16 protein-coding genes are annotated in these 18,869 nt (G+C 59.2%); 7 read left to right on the forward strand and 9 right to left on the reverse strand.

Going from position 1 to position 18,869, the window contains the following annotated elements; translation table 11 throughout:
- Positions 1–45: 45 nt before the first annotated feature.
- Genes AC1RUR_RS27790 through AC1RUR_RS27805 form a run of 4 tightly spaced genes read left to right on the forward strand, consistent with a single transcriptional unit; the run spans position 46 to position 5,016 of the window.
- A complete protein-coding gene (locus tag AC1RUR_RS27790) occupies positions 46–1,230 on the forward strand; it encodes a glycosyltransferase family 4 protein (RefSeq protein ID WP_492849942.1) in 1,185 nt (394 codons plus the stop codon).
- Positions 1,231–1,273: 43 nt separating this feature from the next.
- Positions 1,274–2,509, forward strand: a complete 1,236-nt coding sequence (locus AC1RUR_RS27795; protein WP_492849944.1) for a glycosyltransferase family 4 protein — start codon at positions 1,274–1,276, stop codon at positions 2,507–2,509.
- Positions 2,510–2,565: 56 nt separating this feature from the next.
- The gene (locus tag AC1RUR_RS27800) at positions 2,566–4,050 is read left to right on the forward strand and encodes a lipopolysaccharide biosynthesis protein (RefSeq protein ID WP_492849946.1); all 1,485 of its coding nucleotides are present in this window, start codon (positions 2,566–2,568) and stop codon (positions 4,048–4,050) included.
- A 24-nt stretch (positions 4,051–4,074) separates the two neighbouring features.
- The gene (locus AC1RUR_RS27805) at positions 4,075–5,016 is read left to right on the forward strand and encodes a polysaccharide pyruvyl transferase family protein (RefSeq protein WP_492849948.1); all 942 of its coding nucleotides are present in this window, start codon (positions 4,075–4,077) and stop codon (positions 5,014–5,016) included.
- A 28-nt stretch (positions 5,017–5,044) separates the two neighbouring features.
- Here AC1RUR_RS27805 and AC1RUR_RS27810 read toward each other — a convergent pair whose 3' ends face one another.
- From AC1RUR_RS27810 to rfaD, 3 genes are all read right to left on the reverse strand, one after another.
- Positions 5,045–6,382: a hypothetical protein gene (locus AC1RUR_RS27810; RefSeq protein WP_492849950.1), complete on the reverse strand. Its 1,338-nt coding sequence runs from the start codon at positions 6,380–6,382 to the stop codon at positions 5,045–5,047.
- Positions 6,383–6,500: 118 nt separating this feature from the next.
- A complete protein-coding gene (gene rfaE1 / locus AC1RUR_RS27815) occupies positions 6,501–7,973 on the reverse strand; it encodes a D-glycero-beta-D-manno-heptose-7-phosphate kinase (RefSeq protein ID WP_492849952.1) in 1,473 nt (490 codons plus the stop codon).
- Between the two features lie 26 nt (positions 7,974–7,999).
- Positions 8,000–8,980, reverse strand: coding sequence for an ADP-glyceromanno-heptose 6-epimerase (rfaD, locus tag AC1RUR_RS27820; RefSeq protein WP_492849954.1), 981 nt, complete (start codon positions 8,978–8,980; stop codon positions 8,000–8,002).
- Between the two features lie 487 nt (positions 8,981–9,467).
- Between rfaD and AC1RUR_RS27825 the strand changes: the two genes are divergently transcribed.
- Positions 9,468–10,061, forward strand: coding sequence for a D-sedoheptulose 7-phosphate isomerase (locus tag AC1RUR_RS27825; RefSeq protein WP_492849956.1), 594 nt, complete (start codon positions 9,468–9,470; stop codon positions 10,059–10,061).
- Positions 10,062–10,074: 13 nt separating this feature from the next.
- Here the strand turns inward: AC1RUR_RS27825 and AC1RUR_RS27830 are convergent, their stop codons facing one another.
- On the reverse strand, positions 10,075–11,118 hold the full coding sequence (locus AC1RUR_RS27830; RefSeq protein ID WP_492849958.1) for a glycosyltransferase family 9 protein: 1,044 nt from the start codon (positions 11,116–11,118) through the stop codon (positions 10,075–10,077).
- A gap of 594 nt (positions 11,119–11,712) precedes the next feature.
- On the opposite strand from AC1RUR_RS27830, the gene AC1RUR_RS27835 reads away from it, so the two are divergent.
- Both AC1RUR_RS27835 and AC1RUR_RS27840 read left to right on the forward strand, forming a co-directional pair.
- Positions 11,713–12,093, forward strand: coding sequence for a hypothetical protein (locus AC1RUR_RS27835; protein ID WP_492849960.1), 381 nt, complete (start codon positions 11,713–11,715; stop codon positions 12,091–12,093).
- Positions 12,094–12,107: 14 nt separating this feature from the next.
- Positions 12,108–13,154 carry an ABC transporter substrate-binding protein gene (locus AC1RUR_RS27840; protein ID WP_492849962.1) on the forward strand — a complete coding sequence of 349 codons (1,047 nt, stop codon included), beginning with the start codon at positions 12,108–12,110 and terminating at the stop codon, positions 13,152–13,154.
- Positions 13,155–13,173: 19 nt separating this feature from the next.
- Here the strand turns inward: AC1RUR_RS27840 and AC1RUR_RS27845 are convergent, their stop codons facing one another.
- The 5 genes from AC1RUR_RS27845 to AC1RUR_RS27865 all read right to left on the reverse strand — a co-directional run bounded on the left by AC1RUR_RS27845 (position 13,174) and on the right by AC1RUR_RS27865 (position 18,865).
- The gene (locus AC1RUR_RS27845; protein ID WP_492849964.1) at positions 13,174–13,359 is read right to left on the reverse strand and encodes a hypothetical protein; all 186 of its coding nucleotides are present in this window, start codon (positions 13,357–13,359) and stop codon (positions 13,174–13,176) included.
- A gap of 119 nt (positions 13,360–13,478) precedes the next feature.
- A complete protein-coding gene (locus tag AC1RUR_RS27850) occupies positions 13,479–14,240 on the reverse strand; it encodes a hypothetical protein (protein ID WP_492849965.1) in 762 nt (253 codons plus the stop codon).
- Between the two features lie 6 nt (positions 14,241–14,246).
- Positions 14,247–16,649: a polysaccharide biosynthesis tyrosine autokinase gene (locus AC1RUR_RS27855; RefSeq protein ID WP_492849967.1), complete on the reverse strand. Its 2,403-nt coding sequence runs from the start codon at positions 16,647–16,649 to the stop codon at positions 14,247–14,249.
- Between the two features lie 87 nt (positions 16,650–16,736).
- Entirely contained in the window at positions 16,737–17,396 is a 660-nt protein-coding gene (locus tag AC1RUR_RS27860) for a hypothetical protein (RefSeq protein WP_492849969.1), read from the reverse strand.
- 137 nt (positions 17,397–17,533) lie between these two features.
- Positions 17,534–18,865, reverse strand: coding sequence for an O-antigen ligase family protein (locus AC1RUR_RS27865; RefSeq protein ID WP_492849971.1), 1,332 nt, complete (start codon positions 18,863–18,865; stop codon positions 17,534–17,536).
- Between the last annotated feature and the right edge of the window lie 4 nt (positions 18,866–18,869).

An 18,869-nucleotide genomic window follows, 5' to 3' on the forward strand; every position in this document is an offset into this window, starting at 1 on the left:
TAAAATCGGCTATAAGAAGCGCGACCTTTTCGGCGATCATTCTTGATGCGCATATTACATATCAGCTCACTCTATTCTCCCGATCAGATCGGCGGCGCCGAGGTGATGGCCCAGGTCCTCGCCGAGACCCAGGCGGCGAACGGCCACGCCGTCGCGGTCGCCTGCATGTCACGTAAGGAGGAGGCACCCTCCGAACTCAACGGCGTCACCATCTATCGCACCGGATATGGAACGCCGTATTTCATCCTGGATCAGGAGCATCGCTCGCGGCTCGAGCAGCTGCACTATCGGCTGAAGGCCAAGGTCAACAGCTACGCAGTCGAAAGATTCGAGGCCGTGATCCGCAGCTTCAGGCCCGACATTGTCAACACCCATTCACTTTCGGAGTTGCCGCCGCAGATCTGGCCGATGGTAAAACGCCAGGGGGCCGCTCTCGTGCACACGCTGCACGACTACAAGAGCATGTGCACCAAGGGCTCGATGTTTGCAAACGGACACGCCTGCGAAAAACAGCATGCCAGATGCCGCCTGCTCTCCTTTCCACATTCCCGCTGCCAGTCGTCCGTCGACGCGGTCACAGGTGTAGGATCTGAGATCCTCAAACGACATCTCGATGCAAAGCTGTTCCAGCACATTCCGGAGCGACTTCGCCGCGTGATCTGGAATCCGGTCGACCCTCCGGCGCGCCGACGTACCAGGACTCTCGCGCCCGGCCACGAACTGGTGTTTGGATTTCTCGGGCGGATCGAACCATCGAAGGGGATTGACGTTCTGCTCGATGCCTGCCGGGAACTTCCTGAGCAGGGATGGAAACTCATCGTTGCCGGCCGCGCCGCCGAGGGGATGGAACGATATCAGGCGCTTGCCCGGGGCCTGCCTGTTGAATTTTCCGGTTTCGTCGAGCGTGACCATTTCTTCGATCTCATCGATTGCCTGGTCGTTCCATCGGTCTGGCCCGAGGCGTTCGGCCGCACGGTCACTGAAAGCTATATGCGCGGTGTGCCGGTAATCGGGTCGCGCATTGGCGGCATTGCCGAGCAGATCGGCGGTGATTCAAAATGGCTGTTTGCGCCCGGCGACAAGAATATGCTCGCAGACATCATGAAGAACGTGCTTAGAAATCCTGCATGCCTGTCTGAAAAATCAGCAGGAATGGACACAATGAGCTCTCGCGTGGCCCCCGGCCATATTGCGCAGAGCTATCTCGATCTCTATCAAGCCCTGCTATAGTCGTCGGCAATCCAGCGAAACGTCTTTCTCAAAAGGTAGCTGAATGCGAATCCTTCATCTGAGCTCACTGTATCCGCCGCACATCGTTGGTGGAGCCGAGCGGTCCGTAGAGCATCTGGCTGAAGAATTGGCCGCGATGGGTCACGAGGTCGGGGCCGCCTGCATTGCCCGCGAGCCGAGCGCGAAGGAGGAGCGCCACGGCGTCACCGTCTATCGCATGGCTAGCCACAATGATTTCTGGCTCGAGGACTGGGCCTCGCACAACCGCTTCGAGCGCGCCTGGCAGAAGATGAAGCAGCAATGGAACACCTCCATTGAAGCCGATTTCGCCAAGGTACTCGACGACTTCAAGCCTGACATTCTCAACACCCATTCCCTGCTCGATATCTCGACACTAGTGTGGCGGGCCGCCAAGCAGCGCAATATCCCGATCGTGCACACCATCTGCGAATACGATCTGATCTGTGCAAACGCGGCGATGTTCCGCCGCGGCAAACCATGCGAATCCTGGCACATGGGTTGCCGGGTTATCAACTTTACGAAGCAGCTCAACAACAAGATGATCAATGCGGTGGCGTCCGTCGGGACCGAGATCCTGAAGATCCACGTCGATCACGGCTACTTCACGCATCTTCCCCCCGAACGGCGGCGCGTCATTTTCTATTCATGCACGGTGCCCGGCGGCGATCCCGTCGAACGACGCAAGGTCGATCGCAGCGGTCGCCCGCTGACCTTCGGTTATCTCGGCCGCATCAACGTGGAGAAAGGCGTCGGCACGATGATCGACGCCTTCAAGCGCATCGGGCCGGGCAACTGGAGGTGTCTCGTCGCCGGTCGCGCACTCGACGACAGTATCGAGCGTTTCAAGGAACAGAGCGCGGGGTTGCCGATCGAATTCGTCGGCTTCGCCGACCCCAAGACGTTCTTCACTGATATCGACGTCCTGATCGTCCCCTCGTTCTGGGCCGAACCGTCGCCGCGCACGATCTACGAAGCTTATATGATGGGCGTCCCCTGCATCGGTGCACGCTCCGGCGGCATCCCTGAATTGATCGGCGACAACAACAACGACTGGCTGTTCGAGCCTGGCAACGCGGTCGATCTTGCGGCCAAGATCGGGGCAGTTCTCAAGGCCGGACGCGGGGCGCTGCCGAACGAATCCTCGTTCGGACATGTTATCGACGAATCGACGGCACGACGCGTTGCGGAAAAATATCTTGAGCTCTATGAGGAGCTCGTCCCCCAGCGCGTCCAATCGCCCGTATCGGCATTGGCCTGAGCCCGGAAAGCCCGACCCTCGGGCCCAAACGCCGGCAACTTTCACGGAACTCGTTCTTGGCGCCCGACGACCAGAGCACAGCTGTATCGGTCCGGCGGTCGATGAAGTCGGCCGCCTGGGTCGCCATCGGCAATTACGCCAACATTCTGATCAGCTTCGTGATCTTCGTCGTGCTCGCGCGCCTGCTGTCGCCGGTAGAATTCGGCATCGTCGCGGTTGCGACGGTATTTCTCGACGTCCTCCTGCTTGTTGCGCGCGGCGGCCTACCGGACGCCATCGTGCAGAGACAGGACCTGACCGAGGAATTCGCCGATACCGCGTTCTGGGTGTCGGCCGGCTCGGGCATCGTCTGCTGCCTGGTTCTGTTTGCGCTCAGCTACCCCATCTCGCTCGGCTTCGACATGCCCGAGCTCAGCCCTATCCTCAAGACGCTGTCTATCGTGTTCGTGCTCGGAGGGTTGACCGGCATCCACGAAGGACGACTGCAACGATCCTTCGGCTTCCGGAGTCTCTCGATCCGCGGGTTGATTGCCAACCTACTATCCGGTGCCATCGCGCTATGGTTCGCCTTCAACGGCTACGGTGTGTGGAGCCTCGTGATTCAGCGCATTGCGACGTCACTTGCATCCATGGTCATCACTTGGTTCTCGCTGCGATGGATGCCTAGATTCCATTTTAATAGGAAATATGCCGTCGAGCAGCTCAAGTTCGGTTCCAAGGTGTTCGGCACCACTCTCCTGCTCACGCTCAACAATCGTATCCACGAACTGATAGCGGCGCTATTCCTGTCGACAACCGACGTCGGCTACCTCCGCATGGGCTGGCGCTGCATCGATCTAGCCTCGCAATTCTCGGTCATTCCGCTGGCGTCGGTGGCGCTGCCGACCTATTCGCGCCTCCAGCATGACCGGCCGAAGCTCGAGGACTCCTATCTCCACTTCATCAAGATATCCTCGACCCTCACCTATCCGGCGCTCCTCGGCATGGGCGCGATCGCGCCGGTGCTGCTCCCTGCGGTGTTTGGTCCGCAGTGGCAAGGCGCAGCTCCGACGCTCCAGGTACTGTGCCTGCTCGCCGCACCTTTCGTCACTAATTCGTTCCTATGGCCGCTACTCGTTGCCCTGAACAAAACGAACTATGGGCTCGCCTTCACCATTTTCCAGTTCGTGGTCGGCTGCGCAATGTCGTTCGTCGCCGCACCTTTTGGCGTGCTTTACATCGCTGCTTCGCACGTCCTGCGGGCTTTCGCAGTATGGCCGATCGCCCTGTGGATCACGGACAAGCAGTGTGGAATATCGACCCGGCGCACGCTTCTAGCGGTCGGCATGCCCCTTGCTTCTGCAATCCTGATGGCGCTGGCTATCTTCGTGCTCCAGCACTTCCTGCCCGCCGCCTTGCCGAAGGTCGCCAATCTCGTGATTTCCATCATGTGCGGCAGCATCCTATATTTCGTGTTCACCGCCCTCTTGGCGCCCGACATCCTCAAGCAAACCCGCACCGAGATCGTGACGCTGATCCAGCGCCGCCGACAATCGAGCTAACCCAGCGAGGCTGGCCTACAGAGCATGAGAACAATCACCCTTTTCGACACCAGCGCCGCGTCCGACAATCTCGGCGATCAGATCATCGTGGAGGCCGTTCGCGACGTGATCGATGAAGTGCTACCCGATGCCTACGTCTATACGGTGGCAACCCACGAATACATCACGGGCGTATCGAAGAAGCTCCTGAAAGCGAGCGACTTCTCCATCGTCGCGGGAACCAACATCCTTGCCTCAAACATGGAAGCCCGCACCCTGTGGAAGCTACTTCCGTGGGACGCTTTTGCTTTCGATCACGCCGTGCTGCTGGGCTGCGGATGGCTGAACTACATGAATCCGCCAAATGCCTATTCACGCTGGCTCTTGAACCGGATCCTGTCCGCAAAGCACCTGCACGCGACGCGCGACGACTACACCAAGGAGAAGCTCGCCGGAATCGGTCGGCAGACCGCGAACACCTCGTGCCCGACCATGTGGCGGTTGACCGAGGCGCATTGCGCCGAGATTCCCATGAAGCAGGCGGGCGCGGCCGTCATTACCCTCACCCACTATCTCGGGAAGCCCGAGATCGACCGGACCTTCGTCGAGCTTGTCAAGCGGCACTACGGGAACGTCTACTTCTGGTCGCAGCAGTGCGAGGACATGGAGTATTTCGAAAGCCTCGGTGTTCCCGGCTATCGAGTGATAAAGCCCAGCCTGCGGGGCTTTGATGAGCTACTGGAAGGAACTGACGTCGACTTCATTGGCACCCGCCTGCACGGCGGGATCCGAGCCATGCAGAAGAAGCGCCGCGCCCTCATCCTCGCGGTTGACAATCGCGCGACCGAGATCAGCAAGGGCACTCAGTTGCCGATAACGCGGCGGGACGATTTCGCCACCATGGAAAGCTGGATCACCAATCCGCAGCCGACGCGCATCGTGCTGCCGCAAGCTGAAATCGATCGTTGGAAGGCGCAGTTCAAATAGTCTTCTTCGCGACCCCGCGCGGCAAGACTTACGCCTCGATTTCAACCGCGGTGAGTTGGTCGCTTACCACCACTCGCAGGCGACCGTCGGCCCGCCCGATCGGCGACTCGGAGAGCGTCCCGTCGTCCTGGAACACTCGCGCCTTCGCCACGCGCGGCAGCGGGTTGAGCGTCAGGAAAAGCTCCCGCGACACAGGAGGCCGACCGACCTTGGCGACGCGGTCCCACCCGGACACGCCGAGCCACAGGAATAGGAGATGGGAGCCGTCCGCACGACGGAACGCAATTGACTGCACATCCTGTAAGCCGCCTGCCAGTTCGAAGCGAAGGTCCAACGCCCGCGCACTCGTCGCCGGGCGCGTAAACAGCGCAAGCAACTGCTTCACCGCAAAGAAACAGGGTTTTCGCGTCCCGTCGAAGGTAGCTAGCCCGAAGTTGGATTCTGGGTCGGTCAAACCGTTGTTGAAGCTGTCCATCATCTCATAGATGTAGGAGCGTGGGACGCCATTCTTGAAGTCCCACAGCAGGAGACGCGGCAGATAACGCGTCTTGATCGACTCAGATACGGGAAGATGAAACTTGGTGGTCTGGACTGCCGTGTGATAGCCAGTCTCCGAGACCAGCGCCGGCTTCTTGCCGACGATGCGCTCGGAGCCGGCGATGAAGCCGAGCAGCGCACCCGGCCCGGTCGTTTCAGGGTGCTCCATGCCGGGATAGGGATGGATGTTCATCCAGTCCGCGGCATCGGAAATATCCTCGGCAATCGGAACACTCTTCTGAATGTAGCTCGGAGAGGCGACGATAACGTTCCGCATCGCCGGCGTCGCCTTCACGGTCGCATAAAGTGTCCGCTGATGCTCGGCCGAGATCGCGGGATTCATGTTCGAGTTCTTGAACAGGTTAGGTTCGTTGGCCCCCTCAAATATCTCGACGCCGTGATCGCACCATTCGTAGATGTCGGCAATCCGGCGCGGCGCAACGAACAGATATCCGTTCAAGGGATCGGCGCAGACCAGATCCAGACGAAAGCCCATACCAACAAGCATGCGCATGCGCTGATAGAACTCGTGATCGCGACCGACATAATTTGCAAATAGGGCATCGTCGCGGATGTGACGGACGCCGAGATCCTTGAGGAGCTCGACCAGTCTTTGAAAGTTGGAATAATAAGGCGTCTGCTTGTTGCCGTTGTGCACGCAAACACCGACGCTGTTGACGAAATCGGAGCCCAGAAAAGTCCGCTGGGCATTGCCCTCGACGGCCAGCGCCTGACCGGCAACCATCACAATCGACGCCGATGCTGCCGAGCGCAGCAGTTGGCGGCGGGACAATCCGGCTTCGGTCACAAGCGTTTTCATAGAGGTCATCGACGAGTCCCTAGCAGAGCCCGGGGCGTGACGAGGCTTCCCCCATCAGACACCGCGAGGCAATCGACATCGACAAGATGTCGGTACAATGGCGGACTGTTGCCGACCTTACGGTCGATCAGGCGCGCTTTTCGCGCGCCCGCCTTACCAGCGAGGTTGTGCTGTGCCCTTGCAGAATGTCCACGATGACGATCTCTCCACCATAGGCCGTCACGATCTCGTGTCCGACGACCTGTTCACGGGTGTAGTCGCCGCCTTTCACCAGCACGCTAGGCCGGATCGTCGAGATCAGATTCAAAGGGGTGTCTTCCTCGAAGATCGCGACCAGATCCACCGCTTCAAGCGCAGCAAGCACCTCGGCCCTTGCCCGCTCCTCCTGAACCGGGCGCTCCGGGCCCTTCAGACGACGCACCGAGGCATCGCTGTTGAGACCCACGACCAGCCTGTCGCAAGCCGCGCGCGCCTGCGTCAGAACGCGAACGTGGCCGGGATGGAGGATATCGAAGCAGCCATTGGTAAATCCAACCCGCTGGCCTTCCTTCTGCCATTCATCGACCTGCGCTTTCAGAATATCCGCGCTCATCGCGATCTTCTCCTCGGCCGTGAGGGACGCAGCCGGCAATATCTTCCGACGCAGTTCCGAGAGTGAAACGGTGGCGGTTCCGGGCTTACTCACGGCAACCGCGGCGGCCGCCGTGGCGCAACGAAGCGCATCCTCCCAATCGGCTCTGGTAGCCAGAGTGACTGCAATGACAGCCACAACTGTGTCGCCCGCTCCGGAGACGTCTCGAACCTTCGATGGCAGCGCCGGCACGTGAATCAGATCGCCGTTGCGATGCGCAAGCGTCATCCCATCTTCGCTGCGCGTCACCAGGATCGCTTCCGCATCGGCGGTCCGCAGCGCCTCAACCGACGCCTCGGCAATGTCCTCGTCGGACAAAATACGACGGCGCGTTGCTTCGGAAAACTCCTTGCGGTTCGGTGTGAGCAAGGTCGCTCCGCGATAGAATGCGAGATTAGCGTTCTTTGGATCGACGATCACGGGTTTGCCGAGCCTGCGGGCCTCGTCAATAATGTGACGAACAACACGGGCCGTCAGCACGCCCTTGGCATAATCGGACAACAGCACCACGTCGGCGCGCGGCAGAGCCGCGACGGCAGAGTTGATGAGCTGCTGCTCAATCAGCTCCGACGCGGCCGCGGCTCGCTCGGCATCCGCGCGCAGCATATGCGTGGAAAAATGCTCCGAGACATACCGCGTCTTCCGCGTCGTCGGACGATCTCGGTCGACGATCAGCGCGGGCTCGATCAGCGGGTCGCTCGCAAGTTCTGCCTTCAGGAACCTTCCGGTCATATCATCGCCGATCAGGCTGAGGAAGATACAGCGGGCACCGAGGGCGGTGATGTTCCTCGCAACGTTGCCTGCGCCGCCGATGTTCGTTTCGCTGCGCTGGACCGCCAGCACGGGCGTCGGCGCCTCCGGCGAGATGCGTGACACCTCGCCATAGACGAATTCATCCAGCATCACATCGCCGACGCACAAAACGGTCTGGCGAACGATGGTCTTCGAGAGCAATTCAAAATCGAACATCTGAGCTTCCCAGTCCTGTTGAGCGATTAGCGGTAGCGATCAGGCCTATCGAGAAAGTTCCTGACATAGGCGGACGCCGCCTCCTCGAGCGAGGTGAAGCCTCCATTGTAACCGGAGCCGTGCAGCTGCTCGACGGCGGCTTGCGTGAAGTACTGATAGCTGTTGCGTATCTGCATCGGCATATCGATGTACTCGATCCTCGGGCTTGCGCCGAGGGCATCGTAGGCCGCCACGATGAGATCGCGAAAGCTTCGCGCCTTGCCGGTGCCGACATTGAAGATGCCGCTGGCGTTACCCGAGGACAGCAACCACATGATGACGCGCACGACGTCATCGACATAAATGAAGTCGCGACGCTGGTCACCGTCGGCAATGCCCTCGCGGTGCGATTTGAACAGCTGGACCGTCTTGCCCGACTTGATGTCGTCGAACCGGCGCGCCAGCACGCTCATCATCGAGCCCTTGTGATATTCATTCGGCCCGAACACATTGAAGAATTTCAGGCCTGCCCATTGCGGCGGCATTTTGGCGCCCTTCGCGAGCCGCTCAACGACCAAGAGATCGAACAAATGCTTGCTCCAGCCGTACAGATTCATCGGGCGAAGCTTCTTGAGGGCATCGAGCGAAAAATCATCGACGAAGCCTTGGTCGCCGTCGCCATAGGTCGCGGCCGAAGATGCGTAAATAAACGGCGTTGCATTGGCCGTGCACCAGTCGAGCAGTCGCGTGGACAACCGGAAATTGGTCTCTATGACTAGATCGCCGTCGGTCGCCGTCGTTTCCGAGATCGCGCCCATATGGATGACAGCGTCGAGCTTGCGACCTTCGAGCCAAGCCGGAAGATCTGCAGGCGGCACCACGTCGGCGAGCTGACGCTTGGCGAGATTGCGCCATTTACCGTCGTTGCCGAGGAAGTCGCACACTGCAATATCTGCACGCCCTGCCTCGTTGAGCGCAGCCACGATGTTGGAGCCTATAAAGCCGGCTCCTCCAGTCACCAGAAACATCGATTGTTCTCCTAGACAGTCTCTTGTCGCCAGCGCCGATCCGGCGAACCCCCAAACGACAGGAGCAAAAATTGCGCCTGAATCCGCCGGCTGCGGCCTTATCTCATACGGTTAAGGAGAATTCCTGACACTGATCGCCTCAAAATGAACAACTATTCACTGTTAACCTTCAGCGGAGCGTCATCTTGATCTTACCCGTAGACCTGCTGTTAGCGCTTTCGTCGCCCGGTTTGAAGCACGCGCATAGCGGATCGAGATCAGACACGGCAACGAAGTTAATTCGCGAGTGCATTCCCGGGCTTACGGCATTGACATGATCACGCCAGTCACGCTCTACACTGTGGCACAGCCATTGCAGAACGACGGATCAGCGACAAACAACTGACGAAGGAATTGTCGTAATTCTCGTCTAGTTTCACTCCAGCTTGCGCGTTGATGATTTCGATGCCGGCTGATTATCGTTAACTCTAGAGCGAATGCGGTTACCTTGCCCCAGGATCGAATTTCAGCACACTTTCAGAGTTCAGTGGATGGACTGACCCGCGCGGTACAGAGTCCTGAGCTGCTCGCCACCCTGCACACCATCGCAAGCGACATCGCTGCCGCATTGAAGTCCGGCAAGAAGCTGCTGTTGATTGGCAACGGCGGTAGTGCGGCGGATGCGCAACACATCGCGGCAGAGATCATCGGCCGTTACAAGCGCGAACGACCGGCATGGGCAGCAATTGCCCTCACGACGGACACCTCGGCCCTTACTGCAATCTCGAATGACTACAGCTATGAAGAGGTTTTTGCCCGCCAAGTGCAGGGGTTGGGTCAGCCGGGAGACGTTCTGCTCGGCCTCACCACGTCGGGAAAATCACCCAACATCCTCGCGGCGATGAAGGCCGCGCGGGCCAAGGGCTTGATCACCGTGGGTTTTACCGGTGCAAGGGGTGAGAGCATGAGAGCCTTCTGCGATCACGTCCTGATCGCGCCGACGGAAGACACGCCCGTGATTCAGCAAATCCACCTAATGTCGGCGCACGGAATCTGCGACCAGATTGAGCATATGCTCACGACAGAAGCCACGAAGGCTTGATCAAAGCACGGCGTCAGGACGTCGCTGAACGCCGCGCCCTCTGTTCAAGCGCCGACGACCCGTCGCGCGGCGCAGCAGGGTCTTCTGTGCTCTCGCGACCGGATTCGCTCGTTCCTAAGAGCCTTTCGATGACGGCAGCCTCGACCGCATCCACCGATATCGTCTCCATGATATCGTTCTGCTGCGGATGGCTCTCGAAGCCAAAGTGAATATAACCTGCCGCCGGATGCGATGAATCGACGCCGGTGGCCCTGCTGTTACACGCGCCCCAGCGCGCGAAACGCGTGGGCCCGTGAAGGCACACGACGGGCGCGTCCAGCGCCGCGGCGAGATGCGCGACGCCCGTGTCGACGGTCACGAGCAGCCTCGCCCGATTCAGCGCATAGGCCAGTTCCGGAAGGCTGAGGGAGCCGGCGAGCGAAAACGCGCTCTCGCTCGACACTTTCGCCGCATCGAGAATCGAGCCGACAGCTGCCTCGTCGGCTTGCGTACCTGTGAAGCCGATAACGAACCCCTTGCTGGTCAGACGACGAACCAGCTCGGCCCAGCATGCCTGTGGCCAGGACTTTGGTCTCGCGGCCGACCCGCCGGGCGTGGCGTGCATGAGCAACAGCCTGTCGTAAGGCAGCGCCTTCGAGGGAGATCGCTCCAGCGGGCGGATTGTCAATCGATATGTATCGAGAGGACCGAAGAGCTCCGCCATCGCACGATGATTTGCGATTTCGTGGCGATCACTGCGATAGGGAACTGTCACGTCGAAGGCAGGATGAATGCCCTGTCCCTTGGAACGAAAGCCGAAGGTTGCCTTAGCGCCCGACAGCAAGGTCAACAAAGCCGTCAGCCTTGTCCACGGCGCACAATTGATCAGGATGTCGAGCCTGCTGTTCCTGAGCTCCCGCAGCGCCGACCGCGGATTGGTGAAATCGCAGCGATGACCTATTACTTCCGGCAAAAGAAACTGCACGGCACTTCCGTTGAACACGCTGTGGAAGATGTGAATCTCTGAGGATGGGTACAGTCGGTGGAGATGAGCCACCAGACCGGAGATGAGGAACATGTCGCCGATCGCAGACGGTTGAATCAGGCCTATGCGCGTGATGGCCTGAGGCAACTGACCCCGGCGCGCGCGCATCAGTCCAACGACGCGGATCGTCGGAATCCCAAGATATCTGTCCAGCGACCTCTGTAGTTTACTTGAGCGTGCCACTATCCTACCAGCCGTATGCCTGTTCGTGCTCAAACAGCATGATGACCTGAAAATCAACTATCATCGATCAGTAACGTCTGGGCCTAGAATATGCATGCAATCAACTCGATTCATAGATGCTCCCAGATTCAAAGCCCAGCCGATTTCTTCATCACAGCTTATTTGGGCGTATCGAGGGCATGCGCACCCATTTCCAGACGAGCAAGCATGTCGGGCCATTGGCGTGCTCGTGATCAGTAGCCTATTGAAATTTCTGCTACAGAATTAGACATTGGAGCCCGATCCTTGGGCGGGCCGACGGTCGCGGAAGGAGCCATCCAAACCCTCTAAATCGCGTCTATACACGAACACCCGTACATGAACCGGAACTCATCGCTTATGCGCCTCTTGGGGGCCCTCGCCTACACTCTCTCAGCTTGCGCCGTGGCGTCGGCACAAACACCCATGCAGGCCCCGCCGGCGGCGGGCGGTATGCAGAATCTCCGAAATCCTCCCGTCGTTGGCGGCACAGGGAGCCTCGCGCTTCCTGACAAGAACGACAGCAATCGGTATCTCGGACAACCGAATCAACACAAAACTGTTACAGGACAAGCTTGCGTTACGGTCAACGGTCTCGTCAAAGCGCAAATCGTCAATCCGCAGATTTCTGAACATGTTCTGCTGATCGCGAACGCGTGCAGCTATCCCATCAAGCTAAAGGCTTGCTACTACCAGTCCACGACGTGTTTCCAGACCACAATTTCAGGTTACACGCGCCGGCAGCAGACCCTGGGATACTCGCCGGATAAGGAATTCCGCTTTGCTTACACCGAAGACTTCAACTAGCCGGGCGCCGCCGCATGACCCCGAAAAATGCCGGGCCGCCTTCTCGCCGACTGAAGCTTAGTCAGCTCATCCGCATTCTAGCCGTGTGCCTTGGGAGCTTGACCGGGTCCTTGCACAACTACGCTTCCGCCGCAGATATCACACCAATCGTACTGCAATTAGTTGATCAAACGGACGTGTCGGCGGCTGGCGCAATTGTCGCATTGAAGGCCGAACTGTTTGCCAAGCATGGTCTTTCTGTGCGGATTGAGAACGTCGACGGCAACGACTTGAATCTTCAGAACGGAGACTCCATCGTCATACGATTGCAGAATGTCCGAGAATTCTTGATTGCGCGGGCTGCGGGAGTTCCGCTAGTCGCTATTGCGAGCAATTATATAGATAGTTCGGTCGTTTTCTATTTCCGGCGCGATCGCAAGATACGGTCCCCGGACGATCTCGGTGGCAAGAAGGTTGGATACGATTCCAAGTCCGATACCGGATTGGTCTTCGAATGGTTTCTTGGAAAGAACTCTGTTTCCAGATCCAGCCTAACCGAGGTCGCGACCAGTGCCGGGCCGGCGGGGATACTCGACAACTCGCTCGATGTACTCGTGGGCCACGTTGGTGTAGACAACGTGGCATTCGATCGGAACGGCGTGGACTACGATTTCCTTGATCCCCGGCAATATGGCGTTCATATTGCGGGAACGGCCTATGTCACGACCGAAGCCAATATCCGACAGAACTCGGATGCTATCATCCGCTTTCTCCGAGCGCTGATAGCGGGTTGGGACCTCGTCTATGCGGATATCGATCGGACCGCCTCGATGCTCGCGCCGCCGGCGAACCACGTAAACGAGATCGGTCTGCTACGACGCTCACTCGAACAGCAACGCGAGTTCCTGAGGCCGGGAGGAGCTCGTTTTGGTGAGGTCTTAAAGCACAAATGGACTGAAATGTACGCGTATATGTACCAAAAGCGGCTGATCAAGTCCCCGATTGACCTGTCCCGCGCCGCCGACGGAAAATTGCTGACCGAGGCCTATCGTGGCGGCGGCAGCAAAAAGATTGCTGATTAACCGTACGGATCCGGAAATTTCAGATGATGATACGACGATTGATGGTCGCCACGGTCTTTTTCATGACGTTGACGTCCGTGACGAGTGCGTTCGCGGGCTGCTCCTGCACCTGCGTGGACGGCCAGATTCGGCCAGCTTGCAGCAACACCTTCGACATTGCGCCGATCTGTCCAGCAACGACATGTGCCCGGTCCGGCACCAGCACGTTGGGGCCCCCTCCGCTCGCCGGCAGCCGTTCCGCCTGCCGGGAGCAACAGGTCTGCGACGCGTTTCAGCGTTGTGAATGGAAAACGGTCTGTCGCGGCGATCGTTAGTAGCCGCGCGTTAATCGACCTGCCAGGGACGCAGCTCCGGCATCGAGACACCAGGAATCTCGACTTCGATGCCGGCCCGCCGAAGGTTCGTTGCCAGCTGCTTTTTATATTTTTCGCGCACATCGGACAAAGCCGCCAGCAGGGTCTTGCGGATCGGCCAACCAGGACCGATGAGGTTGGCGGTGCTCTCCCGCAAAAAGCCTGAATCGACCATAGCGGCAAATTCTTTCACGACGCGGTCCTGCAATTGCGGCGGCAACAATGGATAGGCAAGGAGCGCGTAGCTGTTTCTTCTGACAGCGATCCACCCCTCATAGGGCCCCAGCTCGTAGGATTTCGCCAGATAGCCAATGAGGTCCTCGTGGAAACCTCCGTGCATTGCCTCAAGCCAGAACAGCGCAAACCACAAGAACGAATCTGCCGGCGCGCAAGCCAAGGACTTCCTGATCGTCCTATTCGCTGCTGCTACTGCCTTCTGGCGTTCATCCGGATCGGAGTTCTCGATCGCGAGTTGAACAAGCCGGCCCCGGATGATCGCAGCATTATGCATCGCCTTGGGGAGACAGATGTCGGACCGATCGAGTGCATCGAGCTCGGGGGTAACGCCTTCGATCACTTCGGTCGGCAGATTATCGAAGCGAATGATCCGCGCGGCGATACCGTCGAGCGCGGCGTAGCTCCATGACAATGGACCAACCTCGTTCGCCCAGACCATCGCACCGATGCCGATGGCAAAGAGGGGGAACAAAGCGCCCCTTGCGAGGATCTGCATCAGCGATCAATCGATGTAACCGTACCGATGATAATAGCTGTTGTAGTAGTAGTTACCGCGATGCGCATCATACCGGTTCAATACGTCGATGTTGGCCTTGTTTAAGACGGTTCCGATGATCTGGTCATGCAGCATAGGAGCATCTCGGAGCGCCTGCGTAATGGTATCGCGTTCCGTACGGCCCCACTCGATCACAAGCACATAGGCGTCGATCAGACGGGAGGTCGAACGCACGTCGATGACGGGCGCCAGCGGCGACAGGTCGACGATGACCCAGTCAAATTTCTCCCGCAGAGCCTCCATCGTTTTGGCCATGGCGGACGACGACAGGAATTCCGACGATTGGGCAATGCGATCCGGCACGACAGTAGGCAGGAAGGCAAGCTGGGTCGAAGGATCCCTCAACAGCGCGGATTCAAGATCGGTCTTGCCGAGGACCACCTCAAGCAAACCAAGCGTCGCCGTGGGCGCCAGAGATCTGCTCAGCGACGGATTACGGATGTCGGCGTCGACCAGGACGACCCGATTGCCTGCCAGCGCGAGAATCTGCGCGAACGACGCGCTGATCGTTGTCTTACCTTCATTTGGCAAAGCTGAGGTGAAGCCCAATACTCGCGTCTTGTGGTCCATGAAAGCGATGTCGGCAGCCACTTTGATGGACCTGACCGCCTCGGTGAAGCGGGAGAACGGCGAATCCTGCACATAACGCATGATGTCGTCGGCGATCACCAGCGAGCCCGACTGGGCCGTACCGCCGGCAACCGCGGAGCCACGGAGCTCTGTGCGTCCTGGTCCACGTTCGCCGCGACCGCCGAGCAGCCCTGTAATCAGGCCCGTAGCCCCACCGAGCAAGGTCCGACGATGCGCCTTAACGCCCTTCGCGTCCTGACTGCCGATTTTGGGCGTGACCGCGAGGCAGCTGACCCCAAGGAGCGCCTCGGCATCATTGCGCGTGCGGATCACCTGGTCCAGAGCATCTCGTGTCCAGCCGACGGCAAAACCGAGCAGGGAACCGCCGACAATAGCCGCAAGGATAATAAGCATCGTCTTCGGATCGCTGGGGGTCAGCGGCGGCGAAGCATCCGTGATCAGACGTGCATCTGTCATCGGGAACGATTGCTGCTGGACCGACAGCATGTAGAGCTGCAGGAAGTTGTCTGCCAACGCACGCGCGCTCTGCGCGTTGCTATCGAGATCGCGCAGCACGATCTGTGCCTGACTCGTATCGTTGGACTGGTCGATGGTCGACTTGAGGCTGGCTTGGACCGATGCTTCGCGAGCTCTCGCGATCTCGAGGTCGCTCTTGTAGGACTCGCCGATTCTGCGCAGCTCGTCAGTGATCGACTTACGGATCTCGCGCATCTGGTTGCGAATATTAACGACCGCCAGATGCTGGGCGCCGTAGCGCTTGGACCAGTCCGCCTCGCGCGCCGAGAGGTCAAGATATTGCTGCCGCAGTCGCGTGATGACATCGTTCCGCAAGGAATCCGTCACCGTGGCAATGTCCTTGAAGAGGTCGTTTACGTCACGATCTTCATCGCTCAAAATCGCCGACAGCCGGTCATACCTCGCCTGCGCTTCCGCGGTCTGCGCCCGTGCGATCGTGAGTGCGCTGTTCGTCTCCGCAAGCTGTTGTTCGGTGAGAAGCCGACCGCCAGTGTCGACGATGTTATTCTTGGCCTTGTAGTCGGCGACCGCACGATCGGCGGAGGATGCCTGGGCGCGCAGCTCCTTGAGACGGTCCTGGAGCCAGCTGGCCGCGCGCTTCGACGCCTGGTATTTCGCCTCTAGCGCGTCAATGAAATAGGCTTCCGCAATCGCGTTGGCGATCTGCGCCGACAACTCCGGATCCCTGGACTTGTAGGACAGCTCGATGACATAGCTCAGCGCCTTGCGCTTCACCGTGAGATTCTTCTGAAGCTGAAAGAGAACGACGCGCGTCAACGAACGTTCGGTGGATGGCTCGCTCGCAAAGAACAGCTTCGTGATCGACGAGAGCCAGCTCGTTTCCGTGCTGACGAACTCGGGATTGTGGATTAGGTCGAGGTCCTTGATGACCGCCAGCGCGACCTTCTCGGATTTCAGAATTTCGACTTGACTATCGACCGTCGCGGAATCCAATGGGGTATCGACCCCGAGCGGCGACGAAGACGATTGCTGATTGAGCATCTGCGTCTTGCGACTGTCAATGATCAGCGCCGCCGTGCTGGTGTACTTCTTCTGCGCGGTCATGCAGTAGGCGGCCCCGAGGGTGACACAGACAAGGACCGTGAGGATGATATAGGGCAGCTGCCGGCGGATCAGAGCTCGCACCGCGAGGAGCGAATCCTGCGACGTCAGCACCTCACGTTGAGGCTGCTCTGGTGCTGTTGGCGAGGATCGAAGGGCCTTTGGGTCAACCTGAAGCATGAATCGTCCTGTTCACCGGTACAACATCGATCAGCCGGTCCTTGCCGGCTGATCGTTCGCGTCCCTTCGAAAGTGAGCGGAGGTCCGCTACTGGCTCACACTGGTTGACGACGTCGAGGCGGCGCTGATGCCTGAAACGCTGGAGCCGAAATAACTGACTCCGGTCGTTGCGGTCCCGCTCGAAGCAAACGGGGTGCCCGTCGGAGTGCCGCTAGAACTGGACGTCGTCGGATTGGTGGCCCCGCCTACGCCGCCGGCAGACACCGCGCCACCGCCACCGCCACCGCCGGTCGCTCCGATCGGATTGCCGGTTGCGAGCGCGAAATTAGTTTGAGCGGGCGTAGATGTCGCCTTCGCCAACGCTTCGGCGATATCGGTCGCGAACTTGGGATCCGGGACCTTACAATCGTTTGCCGCACCTCCCAATCCCGTACCGATCGCACCTTGCTGTGCAACGTTGGCGGTTTTGAGCAGCTCGACCACAACGGGCAGCGTCCGCGGGTCTGAAGCGACTAGGTTTTCGATCGCCCTGGTGAAGGGATCGTTCGCCGATTTGGGGTTCGGATTTGCGTTCGCGGGGTCGTTCAGCAGCGACGCAGGATTGTTGAGGAAATCGGAAATTGCCTGGGGCGACATCTGCTTGTCGGGCGACAGACACGCAGCCATGGCACCCTGGCAAAGCAAGACCGTCGTCGCAACGGTCGCAAGAAAAACACGTCCGTTCAATTTCGCTGCAGACCTACCCATATGACGCACTCCTTCAATTTCTTAATTTATACCATGTTTCTCAGGACCATATAGCACATTTTGCAGTGCAAGATGGCATCCCTGAGGCGATTTATTGCTAATTGCTTAATTGAGCCGAAATCACACGTTTTTTGAAATCACTCATCCGTCACCAGAGTTGCATCTGGTCCGTCCCGCGCCCTTGCAGTCCGGGATCGGAAAGACTGCGACAATCCGGCACCGACAACAGCAAAGGCGACGATCGAAAACGCCGGAATCTGAAGCGGAAAATCGACTATCGTATGCAGGGTCGCGGCGACCAGCACGCCAAGCGCAGCGGCCGGACACCCGACTCCTCGTCGGCGCGTCAGAATACCGCGGACCAGCAACGCGATCATGGCGATCCAGCCCAGCGCGAGCAGGACTCCTAGCGGGATCCCCAGCTCGGAGGTGAGCTCCAGAAACGTGTTGTGTGCACGGTCCCAGACGCCCCAGCTTGAGATCAGCGGGCTCCGGTAGCCCGGGAACACCCACGCAAACGACCCGAGGCCGGTTCCGAGCCAAGGGTAATCTTCGATGATTCTCCAGGTTGAAAGATAGGCTTGCCACCGCCCCTGGTCCGACACCCCTTCAACGCTAACCCGTTCGGCAACCGCGCCACCGAGAAACTGTATCAGCACGCCTGCGGCAACGACGGCCGCCGCCGCAGCGACCAGCAGCGCATGGCGAGAGGCAAAGGATCGATAGAAGAAGCCGAGGAGTGCGACGATGAGCCCCACCACTGACGCCAGCGATCCCGCCCGCGAGCGAGTCATGAACATGGCGACGAGGCAGACCAGCAATGCGAGCGCGGGCGGCAGCAATTCGCTGTACAAGACCGAACGCCAGTCCCGCAGGTTGAGCCTACCAGGCGCCTGCCTTCGGATCGCTTCCGAGAGAAACACCGACCAGACCACAGCACAGCATCCGAAATAAATGGCGGCCGTATTCCGATTGTAGAACGTCGCCGTCAGCTCCGCGAGATAAGCGGCCTTGTCGTATCCGAGGATCTTCGACGGATCGATCAAATAGGAGACGATACCAAATATCGCATAGAGCAGGCCGCTGCAGGCAAAAGTTGCGAAGATCGATCGCGCGTAGTTGCGCTTGGCCCCAAGCACGAATGCGCAACTCAGGGCGAGGACGGCAAGCAGAAAAGGGCCCTGGGACAGAAACGGCTGGAATCGCAATGCGGACGGAACCGGCTCCAGGCGGGTGGACAGAAGATTGGCAGTTTCAACCCAGATCGGGTGGTCCAGCCGATCTGTTGCCGCAGACGGCCAAGTCTGCAACAGCAGGACGACCACCCAGCATGCACAGAAAACCCAAAGGGAGAAAAGTACGATCGCGCGTCGCGGGTCCAGCCGCTGGAAAGAGGCGAGTACACCGGCCACCCCAAGCATGGCAACCCACACGACGATGGACGGCAGTCCCACCGAGCCAAACGGCATCGGT

It is taken from the genome of Bradyrhizobium sp. GW821-FHT12B03 (genome assembly GCF_058807535.1).

Coding starts and splice junctions, on each gene's coding strand:
- AC1RUR_RS27790 (WP_492849942.1), top strand. CDS start 46: ATGCGCATATTACATATCAGCTCACTCTATTCTCCCGATCAGATCGGC.
- AC1RUR_RS27795 (WP_492849944.1), top strand. CDS start 1,274: ATGCGAATCCTTCATCTGAGCTCACTGTATCCGCCGCACATCGTTGGT.
- AC1RUR_RS27805 (WP_492849948.1), top strand. CDS start 4,075: ATGAGAACAATCACCCTTTTCGACACCAGCGCCGCGTCCGACAATCTC.
- AC1RUR_RS27810 (WP_492849950.1), bottom strand. CDS start 6,382: ATGACCTCTATGAAAACGCTTGTGACCGAAGCCGGATTGTCCCGCCGC.
- rfaE1 (WP_492849952.1), bottom strand. CDS start 7,973: ATGTTCGATTTTGAATTGCTCTCGAAGACCATCGTTCGCCAGACCGTT.
- rfaD (WP_492849954.1), bottom strand. CDS start 8,980: ATGTTTCTGGTGACTGGAGGAGCCGGCTTTATAGGCTCCAACATCGTG.
- AC1RUR_RS27830 (WP_492849958.1), bottom strand. CDS start 11,118: ATGTTCCTCATCTCCGGTCTGGTGGCTCATCTCCACCGACTGTACCCA.
- AC1RUR_RS27835 (WP_492849960.1), top strand. CDS start 11,713: ATGCAGGCCCCGCCGGCGGCGGGCGGTATGCAGAATCTCCGAAATCCT.
- AC1RUR_RS27840 (WP_492849962.1), top strand. CDS start 12,108: ATGACCCCGAAAAATGCCGGGCCGCCTTCTCGCCGACTGAAGCTTAGT.
- AC1RUR_RS27850 (WP_492849965.1), bottom strand. CDS start 14,240: ATGCAGATCCTCGCAAGGGGCGCTTTGTTCCCCCTCTTTGCCATCGGC.
- AC1RUR_RS27855 (WP_492849967.1), bottom strand. CDS start 16,649: ATGCTTCAGGTTGACCCAAAGGCCCTTCGATCCTCGCCAACAGCACCA.
- AC1RUR_RS27860 (WP_492849969.1), bottom strand. CDS start 17,396: ATGGGTAGGTCTGCAGCGAAATTGAACGGACGTGTTTTTCTTGCGACC.
- AC1RUR_RS27865 (WP_492849971.1), bottom strand. CDS start 18,865: ATGCCGTTTGGCTCGGTGGGACTGCCGTCCATCGTCGTGTGGGTTGCC.